This window comes from Pseudomonas sp. MYb118, assembly GCF_040947875.1.
Lineage (GTDB): Bacteria > Pseudomonadota > Gammaproteobacteria > Pseudomonadales > Pseudomonadaceae > Aquipseudomonas.
In genome coordinates this window covers 250,895-265,417 of sequence record NZ_JBFRXN010000004.1, presented here as the reverse complement: position 1 = coordinate 265,417, position 14,523 = coordinate 250,895, and the positions used below count along the sequence as shown (strand labels likewise).

Sequence of the window (14,523 nt, the reverse complement as noted above, 5' to 3'; positions counted from 1 at the left end):
TCGCTCCCACAGGTGATTTGTGATCGACACAACACCAATGTGGGAGCGAGCCTGCTCGCGATGGGGCCCTAAAGCTCACCCCATCAACCGCGCCGTACCAAACAGACTCACCCGCCCCAACTCGCCATCCACCTCTTCCAGCAAAATCGGCGCCGTGCCTCCGGGCATCACCACCTTCACTTCCCCCGCCGCCACCCAGCCCACCCGCCAGGCCGCGCAGGCCACTGCCGTGGCGCTGGTGCCGGACGACGCCGTCGGCCCTTCGCCGCGCTCGAACACCCGCGAGGCGATGCGGCCATCGGCTTCACGCATCGCCCATTGCAGGTTGATGCCCGCCGGACACGGTTGCCCGGCGCCGGTGGGCATGGCGTAGGCGATGTGCGTCAGGCCTTGGTTCAGATCTGCCTGGCGCATCTGTTCGTTGGCCGGCAAGTCGCTCGCCTGCTCCACCAGGGTCACGCAATGGGGATTGCCCACGCGCACGAACTGGCTGCGCTGCCAGGCCGGATTCAACGCCGCCAGCGGTTGCACATGGCTGACGTCGCGGTCGTTGAACTTCACTTCACCCGTCCCTTGCGCGCTGACCGCCGCCGGACCGAAGCCCGGCTTACCCAGGTCCAGCCAGAACCCCGCCACACCCTCGACCTGCGCCGCCTTCACCGAGGTCTGCCCCGGCGACGGCGTATCGCTCTTGTCGTGATGGACCTGCAGCAGGCAGGCCTCGTCCTGTGAGAGCAGCCCCTGGTCGCTGAGCGCCTGGGAGAAAATCGTCAGGCCGTTACCGCTGCGCTCGGCCAGGGTGCCGTCAGTGTTGACGATCAGCAGGTCGAACGGCGGCGCCGCCTGAAACGGGCCGACCAGCAACCCGTCGCTGCGATGCTCCTTGCTGCCGGCCGGTTGCGTGCCCGGGGCCCAGGCGCAGAACGCCTCGATGGCTTGTGGAGCCCAGGCTTGCCGTGTCTGCGCGGCCTGACTGGCCAGCTCGGGCAGATAGACCCCGGCACGGCGCACGGCGTCCGGCGCCACTACCGCATAAATATTGCCGCGCGCATCGTAAAACGGCGTCATCACGCCTCCTGTCCACCCATCAAAGCCGACAACATATCGCGAAACGTCACCTGGCTGTGCAAGGATGTCGGCCTGCCTTAACGCAAAACCGCAAGGACGCTGGTCGAACCTCACCGCTCAACCATTGTCCCTTGCGCACGCGACGTATTTTGACCAGGGATCGATATGACCAGCCTCAACACCCAATCCACCTTCGTGCCAGGACGCCTGCAACAGATGGCCACGCGCGTGGCTTTTTTCATCGCCGGTTTCGGCATTGCCGCCTGGGCGCCGCTGGTGCCTTATGCCAAGGCCCGTGCCGGGCTGGATGAAGGCACCCTCGGCTTGCTGCTGTTGTGCCTGGGGGTGGGCTCGATCCTAGCGATGCCGCTGGCCGGTGCGTTATCGGCGCGCTTCGGCTGCCGGCGGGTGATGATCGGCGGCACGCTGCTGATCTGCGCCGCCCTGCCCCTGCTGGCCACGGTGTCGGCGGTGCCGGCGCTGATCGCCGCGCTGTTCATGTTCGGCGCGGGCCTGGGCACCGTGGACTCAACGGTGAACCTGCAAGCGGTGATCGTCGAACGAGCCAGCGGCAAGACCATGATGTCGGGCTTTCACGGGCTGTTCAGCCTCGGCGGGATCGTCGGCGCGGCGGGTGTCAGTGGTTTGCTCGGGCTTGGCCTGTCGCCGTTGGCCGCCATGCTGGTGGTCGTGGTGCTGTTGATCGCCGCGCTGCTCAAGGCCGCGCCGCACATGTTGCCCTACGGCAGCGAAAGCTCGGGGCCGGCGTTCGCGGTGCCCCATGGCATCGTGCTGTTCATCGGCGGCATGTGCTTCATCGTCTTCCTCGCCGAAGGCGCAGCCCTGGACTGGAGCGCGGTGTTCCTGGTGCAGGAACGCGGAATCGCCACCGCTTACGCCGGCCTGGGTTACGCCGCCTTCGCCTTGACCATGACCGTCGGGCGCCTGACCGGCGACGCCATCGTCCACCGCCTGGGCGCCACACGGGTGATCGTCTGCGGCGGCCTGCTGGCAGCCGCCGGGCTATTCGTGGCGACCTTCGCCCCGGACTGGGAAGTGGCACTGCTCGGCTACGCCATGCTCGGCGCCGGCTGCTCGAACATCGTGCCGGTGCTGTACACCGCCGTAGGCAAACAGACCGTCATGCCGGAAAGCATCGCCGTACCGGCCATCACCACCCTCGGTTACGCAGGAATCCTGGCCGGGCCGGCAGTGATCGGCTTCATCGCCCATGGCAGCAGCCTGAGTTTCGCCTTTGGCTTGATGGGAGTGTTGCTGGTGGCGGTGGCCATTGGTGGGCGGGTTTTGAAAGTCTGAAAGATCACGAGCAGAGACTGTAGTGTCCTTGTAGGAGCGAGCTTGCTCGCGATGGTCGTTAACGATGACGGGGAATGCCTGGATGCCCGCGGTGCCTGGACGTCCATCGCGAGTAAACTCGCTCCTACAGAAAGCAAAGCCGCGATCCCACAGGCGCCACCGATTGCCCCGTCGGAAGGCCGAGTGGAGGTTCTGCGCAGTGGGCAACCCGGCATGGATGCCGGGTTAGCCGCCCTCGGCCAAGGATGGCCGATGGCGGCGCGCCCACGGAGCAGGACCGGAGCGAGGGAACCCTGAGCGCCAGCGAAGGGCCGTACGTCAGGGGCCGGGCGTTTTGGTTACTTTGGCGCGACAAAGTAACCCGCCGTAAAGGCGGAACCCAAAGCGGCCGTTACCGCAGAAATGGATATGTACACCGGAAGTCCGCCATCGCGAGCAAGCTCGCTCCTACAGAGCCCCAACGTCACCCGCCGTAAGGGCGGAACCTTGAGCGGCCGTTCCCGCAGAAATGGATATGTACACCGGAAGTCCGCCATCGCGAGCAGGCTCGCTCCCACAGGGTTAAGCATTCCCACAGGAGTATGCAATCCCCTGTGGGAGCGGGCTTGCCCGCGATGGCGGTCTATCAGAAGCCCACGCTGGCCTGCACGAAGAAGGTCCGCGGCGTACCGACATACATCCCCGCATTGTTGTCACTGGAACGAGTGAAGTACTGCTTGTCGAACACGTTCTTCACCCCCGCCCCCAGCTTCAGGTTCGACAGCTGCGGCCCGAAGTCATAGCCGCCACGCACGTTCCAGGTCACATAACCCGGAATGTCGCCGTATTGGCCATCCGCCGTGCCCTCGGTGATGTAGTTGTTGGTGAAACTGCCGTTGGCGTTCACCGAAATACCCGGCGAGCGTTGCTTGGACTGGGCGAAGGCATCGACGTTGTAGGTCCAGCGGTCGATGTCATAGCGCAGGCCCGCGGTCGCGACCTGGCGCGAATAGAACGGCAAGTCACGACCCTCGAAAGCGGGAATCTTGCCCTCGTACACCGCACGGGTATAGGTGTAGCCAGCATTGGCGGTCAAGCCTTCCAGGCGCGGATCGAGGGCGGCCAGGTCGTAATGCACCGAGGCCTCGATGCCCTGGTGGGTGGTCGCGCCGAGGTTGGTCCAGCCGGCATCGTTGCTGATGTATTGCAGTTCCTTGTCGAAGTCGATGTAGAACAGCGTCACTTCACCGCCCCACACGTCATCGTTGTAGCGCGTCCCCAGCTCGTAGGTCTTGGCCTTTTCCGGCTCCAGGCCGTTGGCCGTGTCGTCACCCGAACCACCCTGGCCAAGCTGGAAATATTGCAGGCTGCCGAACGAGGTCTCGTAGTTGGCAAACAGCTTCCACGCATCGGAAACGTGGTACATCACGCTCAGGGCCGGCAGTGGCTCGTTGCTCTCGATGTCACGACGTTTTTCCTGCACCGGTTTGCCGGCAGTGTCGAGCACCGGGCGGTCGTGCCAGTCGGTGCTGATGTGTTCGAAGCGGATGCCCGGCGTGATGGTCCAGTTGCCGACGTCGATCTTGTTATCGACGTACACCGAATTGGCTTCGGTGCCGCCGGTACGGTCCTGATACACATGACCGTCCGACCCCGGACGCACCACCGGCTCATTGTTGACCAGCGCCAGGCGGCTGGCCTCTTCGTGCATGGCTTCCTTGAGGTAGCGATAGCCGACGCTGACTTCCTGTGTGGTCGGACCCACGTCGAACACATGGGACACCCGTGGTTCGATGCCGAAGGTGTAATACGTGCGCGGGAAGGAACCGATGGTCTTCTGATCACGGGCGGCGATGTTGCTGCCCCGGAAACTGTCGGTGTAGTAGGTCAGCACTTCGGCCTGGGTCCGATCGTCGATCTGGCGGATCCACTTGAACGAGATGTCCTTGCGGCGGCCGCTGAAGTTGTCGTTGTTGCGGTCGGACTGGAACGGGTTGGCATCGTACTGTGCCTGGGTCAGGCCACCGGGCATGTCGGCGCTGGCGTCGTAGTAATGCAGGTTGAGGCTGAAATCGTCGACATCGGTCGGCGCCCAATGGGTCTTGAGCAACACGTCGTCGATGTCGTTGCCGTTGTTGCGCTCACGGTAACCGTTGCCGTTGACGCCCGAGTACAGCAGCGCCACGCCGATGCCGTTGTCCGCGGTGCCGCCAACAAACGCCGTGTCGATGTGCTTCCAGCCACCGTGCTGGGAGGTTTCCAGGGTGGTGCCGATTTCAGCGGAGGCTTTTTCCGGAATGGCACGGGTGACGAAGTTGATCACCCCGCCGACGTTCTGTGGTCCATAGCGCACGGAGCCGGCGCCGCGCACGACGTCGATGCTGTCCAGGTTGCCCGAGGAAATCGGCGCCATGGACAATTGCGGCTGGCCGTAGGGGGCGAACGCCGCCGGCACGCCGTCGATCAACACGGTGGAGCGTGGCGACAGGCGCGACGTCAGGCCGCGTACCCCAACGTTCAGGGAAATATCGCTGCCGCCGGTGCCGTTGGCTTCCTGCACCTGCACGCCCGGCACCCGCTTGAGCACATCGCCGACGTTCATCGCGCCCTGCTCGACCATGGCTTCGCGGCGAATTACCGTGCGTGCGCCGGGGTGGTTCTGCACCACGGCGGCATCGGCGTCGCCGAGCCAGTCACCCACCACCTTGATGTCCGTCACGCCCAGTTCCAGCGGGCCATTGGCCGCCGAAGTCGGTGCCGGCGTCAGGGTCACCGAGCCTTCGTCGATCTGATATTCGAGGCCACTGCCTTGCAGCAATTGGCGCAGGGCCTGTTCCGGCGAAAGATCACCGTCCACCGCCGGGGCTTGCTTGCCGGCCACCAGCTCCGGGCTGAAGAACACTTGCAGCGAAGTCTGCTGGCCCAGTTCGCTCAGGGCCTGGCCCAACGGTTGCGCGCGGATGTGGATACCATCGGCGGCGAACGCCTGGGGCAACGCAACGTTGACCGCCAGCGCGAGCGCCAGCGGCAGCCAAGGGGATTTGTTGTTTTTGGCAGTGGAGTTTTTCACGTCGAACATAGTCCTGTGAGCGCAATGAAGTGCGTCTGTTAATGCAAACCAGTTGCAGTTGGACAAGAAGACGATGAACTCGAAAAAAACCTGAATCTATTTTGAAATTATTTCCTGGCTGCCGTCGGCATGGGTGCGCACGGCCACCGGCAGGATGTTCGGCAGGGCCTTGAGCAAGGCCTCGGTGTTGTCGGACTTGAACACGCTGGTCAGGCGCAACTGGCCGACCTGGTCGTTGCTGACGGTCAGCGGTTTTTCGCGATAGCGCGACACTTCCTCGACGACTTCGCTGAGGCTGGCGTTGTTGAACACCAGCTTGCCGCTGCGCCAGGCGGTCAGTTCCGCTGGATTCACGGCATAAGCCGGAGCGACGTTGCCGTGGGCATCGACCCGCGTGCCGAGGCCAGCGGTGAGCGCGACAAAAACGTCGCCTGGCGCTTCACGCCCCTGCACCCTGACCGTGCCCTGCTCGACCACGACCCGCGTGTCACTGGCGCCGCGTCGCACATCGAAACGGGTGCCGGTGACCGTAACCTTGCCGCTGCCCGACTCGACCACGAAGGGTCGGTCACTGTCGTGTGCGACGTTGAACATGGCTTCGCCTTCGCTCAACTCGACGTTGCGCTGGCCTTTTTCAAAACGTACCTGAAGTCGGCTGCGGCTGTTGAGGTCGATCACCGAACCGTCCGGCAACGCCACATGGCGACGCTCGCCCAGCGTCGTGGCGAACTCGGCCGAATAACTGCCCGACTGATTCAAGCCACTGAATAGCCCCAGGCCAAGCGCCACCGCCAGCACACTGGCGGCCACCGCATAACGCACCAGCGGCCGACGCTTGTTACGCGCCGGCGGGGTTTCGCACAAGGCTTGCAGGCGCGCAGCCGGCAGCAGGTCCGCCGCCGACCACAGGCCCTGGAGCAACTGAAATTCATCGCGGTGCTGCGGGTGTTCGTTAAGCCAGTGCTCGAACTGCAGATGCTCCTCGATGCTCACGGCCGGTTCCCGCAGACGCACAAACCACCGCGCCGCTTCATCGCGAACCGTTGTTTGCCCGCACGCGCAGTTATCCATCATGGAAGTTCCTGTGTGGCTGGGGATGAAAAGGCGCTGCCGCTCATGATTGCAGTCCGTCGAGGCGGTCGCGCAGATGCCGCAAGGTGCGGATCATATACTTTTCCACCATGTTCTTGGACAGTCCAAGGCGTTGCGCGATTTCAGCCTGGGTCAGGCCTTCGATTTTCTGCCAGACGAACACCTTGCGGCAATTGACCGGCAGTTCGGCGAGTGCCCGTTCGATGGAATCAGCCAACTGGACCGCATACATGAAATGCTCCGGGTCGCCGGACGACGACACACCCTCATCAATTGCCTCGGACTCCATGGCGCCACGCCGGTCTTCACGCCGATAACCATCCACCGCGATGTTGCGCGCAGTCTGGTGCAGATAGGCCCTGGGCTGCGCAACGTCCGCCGAATCGGACTCAAGCACCCGCACGAAGGTGTCGTGGGCCAGATCCTCGGCCTGCTGACGGTTTCTCAGGCGACGGGTCCAGGTGCCAACCAACTCTTCGTAATGCTCGAAAAAGCCGTGTCTGCGGGGCAGCTTGGGGATCATTGCGGTGTGCTGTGAAGACGGGGCGTGAATAATAATGCTTCGTATTAACCAGAAGCAATGGCCGCCGGGCAGGCGCCCTCGACCGGCAGGTCAGCGGGAAAAGTTGATTTAGGCACGCAGGCAAAGGATTCTGGCAGGCATACAAAAAGAGCCCGCTACGGGCTGTAGCAATGTGGAGCCATGCCAGCCATCGGCTTCTACCGGGAAATCAGTCATGTTCACCGCATTCAAAAAACACCCTCTGGCGCGCCTCGCACTGGCCATCACCCTGGGCCTGCCCGCCTGGGCCGACACCGCCCTCGCCCACGGCGGCCATGCCGAAATGGTGCCCCTGCAGGCCGGCCTCGAAGAGTTCGGCGCCTCGGTCAAATGGGACGATTACGCCGACCTGTTCGTGATCGCCAAGGACGGCGTGTACCTCAAGGTCAAACCCAACAGTAAAGTGGCGATGCTCAACGGCAAGCGCATGGAGCTGACGGTGCCCGTGGTGTTCAAGGGCAAGACCGCCTACATGTCCAAGGACTTCATCAACCAGGTGTTCCAGTCGGGCCTGGACAAGACCTTTGTCGTCGAGACCCGGCCGAACCCGCTCAACCCGCTGAGCGCCGACGAAATCAACAGCGCGGTGAACATCGTCAAGCAATCGCCGCACTACCAGCCGGGGCTGCGCTTTACCGAAGTGTCGGTCAAGGAGCCGCCGAAGGATCAGGTGTGGAATTTCACCTTGAGCGGGCAGCCGGTCAGTCAGCCGCGCCAGGCGAGCATCGTGGTGCTCGACGGCAAGCATGTCAGCGAAGCCCTGGTGGACCTCGACAGCAAGACCCTCAAGTCTTGGACGCCCATCGAAGGCGCGCATGGCATGGTCCTGCTCGACGATTTCGCCACGGTGCAGGCGGCCATCGAGGCCAGCCCGGACTACGCCCAGGCCCTGGCCAAGCGCGGCATCCACGATGTGAAGCAGGTGGTGGCCACGCCGCTGACCGTCGGCTACTTCGACGGCAAGGATGGCCTGGCGCAGGACAAGCGCCTGCTGAAGATAGTCAGCTACCTGAACACCGGGGATGGCAACTACTGGGCGCACCCGATCGAGGGCCTGGTGGCGGTGGTGGACCTCGAGCAGAAAAAGCTGATCAAGATCGAGGACGGCGGGGTGATCCCGGTGCCGATGAAAGCCACGCCCTATGACGGGCGCGGGCGCAAGGGCAGCCAGGTCAAGCCGCTGGAGATCATCGAGCCGGAGGGCAAGAACTACACCATCACCGGCAACAGCATTCACTGGCAGAACTGGGACTTCCACGTGCGCCTGGACTCGCGGGTCGGGCCGATCCTGTCCACCGTCACCTATGACGACAAGGGTAAGAAACGCAAGATCATGTACGAAGGCTCGCTGGGCGGCATGATCGTGCCTTACGGCGACCCGGACGGCGGCTGGTACTTCAAGGCCTACCTGGACTCCGGCGACTACGGCATGGGCACCCTCACCTCACCGATTGCCCGGGGCAAGGACGCGCCGCAAAACGCCGTGCTGCTGGACGCGACCATCGCCGACTACACCGGCGCCCCGACCCGAATCCCCCGCGCCATGGCGGTGTTCGAACGTTACGCCGGCCCGGAATACAAGCACCAGGAAATGGGCCAGCCCAACCTCAGCACCGAGCGCCGCGAACTGGTGGTGCGCTGGATCAGCACCGTGGGCAACTACGACTACATCTTCGACTGGGTCTTCCAGCAGAACGGCACCATCGGCATCGACGCCGGCGCCACCGGCATCGAGGCGGTCAAGGGCGTGAAGTCCAGGACCATGCACGAAGCCACGGCCAAGGAAGACACGCGCTACGGCACCCTGCTGGACCACAATATCGTCGGCACCACGCACCAGCACATCTATAACTTCCGCCTGGACATGGACGTGGACGGCGAGAACAACTCACTGGTGGAAGTGAACCCGGTGATCGCCGCCAACGAGCGTGGCGGGCCGCGTACCAGCACCATGCAGACCGAAACCCGTGTGGTCGGCACCGAGCAGCAGGCGGCGCAGAAATTCGACCCCTCGACCGTGCGCCTGCTGAGCAACCCGGGCAAGGAAAACAAGGTGGGCAACCCGGTGTCCTACCAGTTGATCCCGTACGCCGGCGGCACCCACCCGGTGGCCAAGGGCGCCAACTTCGGCAAGGACGAATGGCTCTATCACCGCCTGAGCTTCATGGACAAGCAACTGTGGGTGACGCGCTACAACCCCGAGGAAAAATACCCGGAAGGCAAATACCCGAACCGCTCGGACAAGGACTCGGGCCTGGGGCAATTCACCCACGACAACCAGTCCATCGAGAACAGCGACGATGTGGTCTGGCTGACCACCGGCACCACCCACGTGGCCCGCGCCGAGGAATGGCCGATCATGCCGACCGAGTGGGTGCATGTGCTGCTCAAGCCGTGGAACTTCTTCGACGAAACCCCGACGCTGAACCTCAATGCCCCGCAGTAATCACAAAACTGTGGGAAAACTTGTGTGGGAGCGAGCCTGCTCGCGATAGCGGAGTGTCAGTCGACAGATCAGTCTGATACACCGCCCCCCTGTAGGAGCGAGCTTGCTCGCGATGGCGGTGTGTCAGTCGACAGATCAGTCACTGATGTACCGCTATCGCGAGCAAGCTCGCTCCCACAGGTACATCTGCAACCCACAAAATCCGCGGACAACCCAAAACCCCTGTGGGAGCGGGCTTGCTCGCGATGGCGGTGGGTCAAACAACGATGATGTTGACTGGCACACCGTCATCGCGAGCAAGCTCGCTCCTACAGGTTTATTCGCAGGGCCTCAGGCGTGCTGCTTACGGTATTCGCCTGGCGCGACGCCGAAGCGGGTCTTGAACGCGGTGGAGAAATAGCTCGAATCGGAGAACCCCCAGGAATATCCCAACACCGACAGCTTCTGCTCCTTGCCCGCCTGGCGCAGGGATTCGGCGCACAGGTCCAGGCGGCGGTTCTTGATGTAGCGCGCCACCACCAGGCCTTTCTTGGCGAACATCCGGTACAGGCCACGGGTGGACATGCCGACTTCCCGGGCCAGCCATTCCGGGCACAGTTCTTCGGAGCGGATGTGCTGGTCGATGAAGTTCAGGGTCTTGCGGAAGGTGCGCTCGTGCGGATCGCTGTCGTCGTCGGCCTGGCTGATCGCCGGGCGCAGCAGGCTGACAATCGCTTCCAGCGTCGCTTCGCCCTCCTGGCGGCTCAGCTCAGGTTGGCGGGTGGCTTCGAGGATCAGCCGATGCGACAACAGGGCGATCGGCGACGTCGCCGCGATCCGGTGACCGCAGCGAACCTGGTTGAAGCGCAGCGTCTGCTCCACCAGCTGCGACGGCAGGATCAACGACAACTGCCGCGAATTGTCACTGTAGGTAAAGTCACTGGGGCGCGAGGCGTCGATCAGGGTGATGTCGCCGGCCGACAGCAGCGCCCGGCTGTCGCCCTGGGCCATGCCCGCGGTGCCATCGAGCTGGTACACCGCAAAGTACTTGCCGCCCTCGCCCGCCGCCACTTCCTGGGGCGTGCGGAACAGCCGCGCCTGGCGCGCATCGACAAAACTGAGCTTCAGCGCGCCGTCCTGGTGTTCGCGGATCTGTCCGGCAAACCCCTCGCCCAAAGGTTGCGCGTTGAAGGCGCCGCAAATCCGGTTGATCTGGTGAATCCACTGATCGAAGCCATCACGGCGCTGTGCAATTGAAGAAATCATGTCGGGCCTCACGCAGGCTTGTTTTTATTATCTACGCCAATCCACGGGTTCTCCTGAACAATGCCTCTCCCTGACAGCAGACGGGTTACTTGAGCCCGCCAAAGCGCCGATAAAAGCTTTCGCCGACATCCGGCAACGGACCGTCGGCGGTCTCCAGGGCACTGTTCAACCACTCCTCGGCCTTGGCGTAGATCAGCCGATAGATATTGCGACACAACTGCCGGGCGGCCCGACCTTCCCAGTCGCCGGGCAACAACTCGTCCGGCAGTTGCGGGTCACGCAGCAGCAATTTGCGGTATTCGTGAATAAGCAGGACACGTGCCAGGAAGCAGTCCGACGGTTGCAGGTTTTCCTGCTCGCGAAGCGCTTGCCAGAGCGGTCGGAACAACTGGATGAACTCGCTGTAATGGGCCGCCAGCTCCTCGATGTTCCAGCTCTCGCGCACCTGCAGACGCAGGGCCTTGGAGGCCAGCACGTCCTGGGCGGTGGTCTCGAACACGATGGTGTCTTCCTGGGCGCCGAGGTCCAGCAGGGTCGCGTTGAGGTCGGTGCGGTCGCTGCGCGGGCAGGCCAGCACCGCCGGCGAGATCGCACCAAAACCTTGCCACTCCAGCTCTTCACGCACCTGTTTGCGCTTGTCCTGGGTCAGCTGGGTCAGCATCACCAGGCACCAGGAACCATCCCAGGCCGGCACGCTGGAGCTGTAGACGCGCTTGAACGCCTTGTCGAACCGCCGCCGACCGGTGCCGGTCAGGCTGTAGTAACTGCGTCGCCCGACTTTTTCGGCGGTCAGCCAGCCCTCCTTGGTCAGGCGGAAAATCGAGGTGCGGATCAGGCGTTCATTGATGCCGATCGGTTCGAGCAATTGAATCAGGCTGCCCAGCCACACCGTGCCGCCATGGGGTTCGATGGCATCCCCGTACAGCGTGATGATCAGGGAACTGGCGCGGATCGGCGTCTGTTCCTGGAAGCGGGTAATCAGTTGGTTCAGGGGTGTCAGCGACGACATGGGCGTACCGAGCGAAAAAAGAAAAGGAATATACCGAAAGTTTGCCTGTTGATCTCACCACCGCCCCTGTAGGAGCGAGCTTGCTCGCGATGAGGGAGTGTCAGGCAACCTCTGTGGCACTGACACACCGCAATCGCGGGCAAGCCCGCTCCTACAGAGATATCAATGGCCTGAGCCTTTTGGCCGCAACCCCCGATCCGCAATACGCGGCCGATCCACCTCCGGTTCTGCCAGCGGCTCGCACACGCGCATCTGCTCAAGGCAGCGCTGGGCCAGTTGCTGGTACTCGCGGGTGCCCGCCTGTTTCCACGCCACTTCCTGGTCGCTCAAGGCGCGCTTGACGCTGGCCGGTGCGCCCATGATCAGCGACTGCTCGGGGCCTTCGAAGCCGGCCTTGACGAAGGCCGCCGCCGAGACGAACGAACGTGCGCCGATGTGCGCGTTGTCCATCACCACCGCATTCATCCCCACCAGCGCGTCGGCACCGATGCGGCAGCCGTGCAGCACCGCGCCATGGCCGATGTGGCCGTTGCGCTGGACCACCGTGTCGCTGTCCGGGAAACCGTGCATCACGCAGGTGTCCTGCACGTTGGCGCCCTCTTCCAGGACGATCCGCCCGAAGTCGCCGCGCAGGCTGGCCAGCGGGCCGACATAACAGTGGGGCCCGACGATCACGTCACCGATCAGGACGGCCGAGGGGTGAACGTAGGCGGTCGGATCGACCACCGGGGTCAAGCCATCGAGGCTGTAGCAAGTCATGGGCGTTTACCTTTCCGGGCATTCACAAAGCGATGCCGATTCGTGTTTATTTTGTATCACATCACTTTTGATAGAACAAATGACAAAAAGTCGTATCACTTATAAAGCGCGGCTAAACGACCACTGGTCGGCCTGAGAAAAACCCGATAAAGACCAATAAAACCGGGCGACTCAGCTTGATCTAAAGCTGTCTACGCCCCTCCATGAAAAACCATGCGCCAGACAATAGGACACATTAAATCAATTTCACAGTTGATTTTGCGTATCACGTTGTAGGTATACTCAGGCAAAACCGGCACACCCTGCCGATCCAATAATGAGCCGGCACCACAGCCGAGCGTGCACCGTGAGGGCATCCGCCATGCCTCTAACCCTTGCTGTCGAGTTCATCGAGCCGGGCGTCCGCCTGATCACCCTGCAGCGCCCACAAGCGTTGAATGCCCTGAACACCGAGCTGCTCGGTGAACTGGCCGATGAACTGAACGCCGCCCAGGCCGACCCAGCCACCCGCGCAGTGGTCCTGACCGGCAGCCGCAAGGCCTTTGCCGCCGGCGCCGACATCAAGGAAATGGCCGAACGCACTCTGGTGGGCATCCTCGACGACCCGCGCCAGGCGTCCTGGCAAACCATCACCCGCTTCAGCAAGCCGCTGATCGCCGCCGTCAATGGCTTCGCCCTGGGCGGTGGCTGCGAGCTGGCCATGCACGCCGACATCATCGTCGCCGGTGAAGACGCGCGCTTCGGCCAGCCGGAAATCAACCTGGGAATCATGCCCGGCGCCGGCGGCACCCAACGCCTGCTGCGCGCGGTGGGCAAATCCATGGCCATGCAGATGGTCCTCACCGGCGAGCCGATCGACGCCCGCCAGGCCCAGCGCGCCGGGCTGGTCAGTGAAGTGACGCAACCGGAATTCACCATCGAGCGCGCCCTGCAGATCGCCGCCAGCATTGCCAAAAAAGCCCCGCTGGCGGTGCGCCTGGCCAAGGAAGCGCTGCTCAAGGCGATGGATACCGACCTGGCCAGCGGCCTGCGTTTCGAGCGCCACGCTTTCACCGTTCTGGCCGGCACCCGCGACCGCGACGAAGGCATCGCCGCCTTCCAGGAAAAACGCCCGCCGAGCTTCACCGGCCAGTAATCCCCTTTTTCAAGAACGCGAACGACCTCCAAGAGAGCGCCAAGACCATGACCTTCGAACACATCCTGTTTTCCATCGAGGCCGGCGTCGCCCTGCTCAGCCTCAATCGCCCGGACCAGCTCAACAGCTTCAACACGCAGATGCATGGCGAAGTGAAGGAAGCGCTGAAACAAGTGCGCAACAACCCTGAGGTGCGCGTGCTGCTGCTGACCGGTGAAGGTCGCGGCTTCTGCGCCGGCCAGGACCTCAGCGACCGCAACGTCGCGCCGGGCGCCGCCGTGCCGGACCTGGGCGAGTCCATCGAGAAGTTCTACAACCCGCTGATCCGCCAACTGCGCGACCTGCCACTGCCGGTGATCTGCGCGGTCAACGGCGTGGCGGCCGGGGCTGGCGCCAACATCCCGCTGGCCTGCGACCTGGTGCTGGCGGCGCGTTCGGCAAGCTTCATCCAGGCGTTCTGCAAGATCGGCCTGATCCCCGACTCCGGCGGCACCTGGACCCTGCCGCGCCTGGTCGGCATGGCCCGCGCCAAGGCCCTGGCCCTGCTGGGCAACCGCCTGAGCGCCGAGCAGGCCGAACAGTGGGGCCTGATCTACCGCGTGGTGGACGATGCCGACCTGCGCGAGGAAGCCCTGACCCTCGCCCGTCACCTGGCCACCCAACCAACCTACGGCCTGGCGCTGATCAAGCGCAGCCTCAACGCCAGCCTGAGCAACACCTTCGACGAACAGCTGGAGCTGGAGAAAGACCTGCAACGCCTGGCCGGGCGCAGCGAGGACTACCGCGAGGGCGTCAGCGCCTTCATGGAAAAACGCAGCCCAAGCTTCAAGGGGCGCTGAGT

11 protein-coding genes are annotated in these 14,523 nt (G+C 63.5%); 4 read left to right on the top strand and 7 right to left on the bottom strand.

Features of this window, described 5'->3' with window-relative positions:
• Positions 1-75 precede the first annotated feature (75 nt).
• Entirely contained in the window at positions 76-1,068 is a 993-nt protein-coding gene (locus tag ABVN20_RS27250) for a diaminopimelate epimerase (protein WP_368558897.1), read from the bottom strand.
• A 165-nt stretch (positions 1,069-1,233) separates the two neighbouring features.
• Here ABVN20_RS27250 and ABVN20_RS27245 point away from each other — a divergent pair, with 165 nt between their 5' ends.
• Complete coding sequence (locus ABVN20_RS27245; RefSeq protein ID WP_368558896.1) at positions 1,234-2,385, top strand: MFS transporter; 1,152 nt, start codon at positions 1,234-1,236, stop codon at positions 2,383-2,385.
• A gap of 625 nt (positions 2,386-3,010) precedes the next feature.
• On the opposite strand, the gene ABVN20_RS27240 is transcribed toward ABVN20_RS27245, so the two are convergent.
• From ABVN20_RS27240 to ABVN20_RS27230, 3 genes are all read right to left on the bottom strand, one after another.
• Positions 3,011-5,434, bottom strand: coding sequence for a TonB-dependent siderophore receptor (locus tag ABVN20_RS27240; RefSeq protein ID WP_368558895.1), 2,424 nt, complete (start codon positions 5,432-5,434; stop codon positions 3,011-3,013).
• A gap of 96 nt (positions 5,435-5,530) precedes the next feature.
• On the bottom strand, positions 5,531-6,508 hold the full coding sequence (locus tag ABVN20_RS27235; RefSeq protein WP_368558894.1) for a FecR domain-containing protein: 978 nt from the start codon (positions 6,506-6,508) through the stop codon (positions 5,531-5,533).
• Positions 6,509-6,548: 40 nt separating this feature from the next.
• Positions 6,549-7,049 (bottom strand): sigma-70 family RNA polymerase sigma factor, encoded by a 501-nt coding sequence (locus ABVN20_RS27230; RefSeq protein ID WP_368558893.1) that lies wholly within the window; start codon positions 7,047-7,049, stop codon positions 6,549-6,551.
• Between the two features lie 214 nt (positions 7,050-7,263).
• On the opposite strand from ABVN20_RS27230, the gene tynA reads away from it, so the two are divergent.
• Positions 7,264-9,534 carry a primary-amine oxidase gene (tynA, locus tag ABVN20_RS27225; RefSeq protein ID WP_368558892.1) on the top strand — a complete coding sequence of 757 codons (2,271 nt, stop codon included), beginning with the start codon at positions 7,264-7,266 and terminating at the stop codon, positions 9,532-9,534.
• A 330-nt stretch (positions 9,535-9,864) separates the two neighbouring features.
• Here the strand turns inward: tynA and feaR are convergent, their stop codons facing one another.
• The 3 genes from feaR to paaY all read right to left on the bottom strand — a co-directional run bounded on the left by feaR (position 9,865) and on the right by paaY (position 12,547).
• Positions 9,865-10,779, bottom strand: a complete 915-nt coding sequence (feaR, locus tag ABVN20_RS27220) for a transcriptional regulator FeaR (protein ID WP_368558891.1) — start codon at positions 10,777-10,779, stop codon at positions 9,865-9,867.
• 85 nt (positions 10,780-10,864) lie between these two features.
• A complete protein-coding gene (gene paaX, locus ABVN20_RS27215; RefSeq protein WP_368558890.1) occupies positions 10,865-11,788 on the bottom strand; it encodes a phenylacetic acid degradation operon negative regulatory protein PaaX in 924 nt (307 codons plus the stop codon).
• Positions 11,789-11,950: 162 nt separating this feature from the next.
• Complete coding sequence (gene paaY / locus ABVN20_RS27210) at positions 11,951-12,547, bottom strand: phenylacetic acid degradation protein PaaY (protein ID WP_368558889.1); 597 nt, start codon at positions 12,545-12,547, stop codon at positions 11,951-11,953.
• Positions 12,548-12,908: 361 nt separating this feature from the next.
• Between paaY and paaF the strand changes: the two genes are divergently transcribed.
• On the top strand, positions 12,909-13,682 hold the full coding sequence (gene paaF, locus ABVN20_RS27205; protein WP_368558888.1) for a 2,3-dehydroadipyl-CoA hydratase PaaF: 774 nt from the start codon (positions 12,909-12,911) through the stop codon (positions 13,680-13,682).
• A 47-nt stretch (positions 13,683-13,729) separates the two neighbouring features.
• Positions 13,730-14,521, top strand: a complete 792-nt coding sequence (gene paaG, locus ABVN20_RS27200) for a 2-(1,2-epoxy-1,2-dihydrophenyl)acetyl-CoA isomerase PaaG (RefSeq protein WP_368558887.1) — start codon at positions 13,730-13,732, stop codon at positions 14,519-14,521.
• Positions 14,522-14,523: the final 2 nt, after the last annotated feature.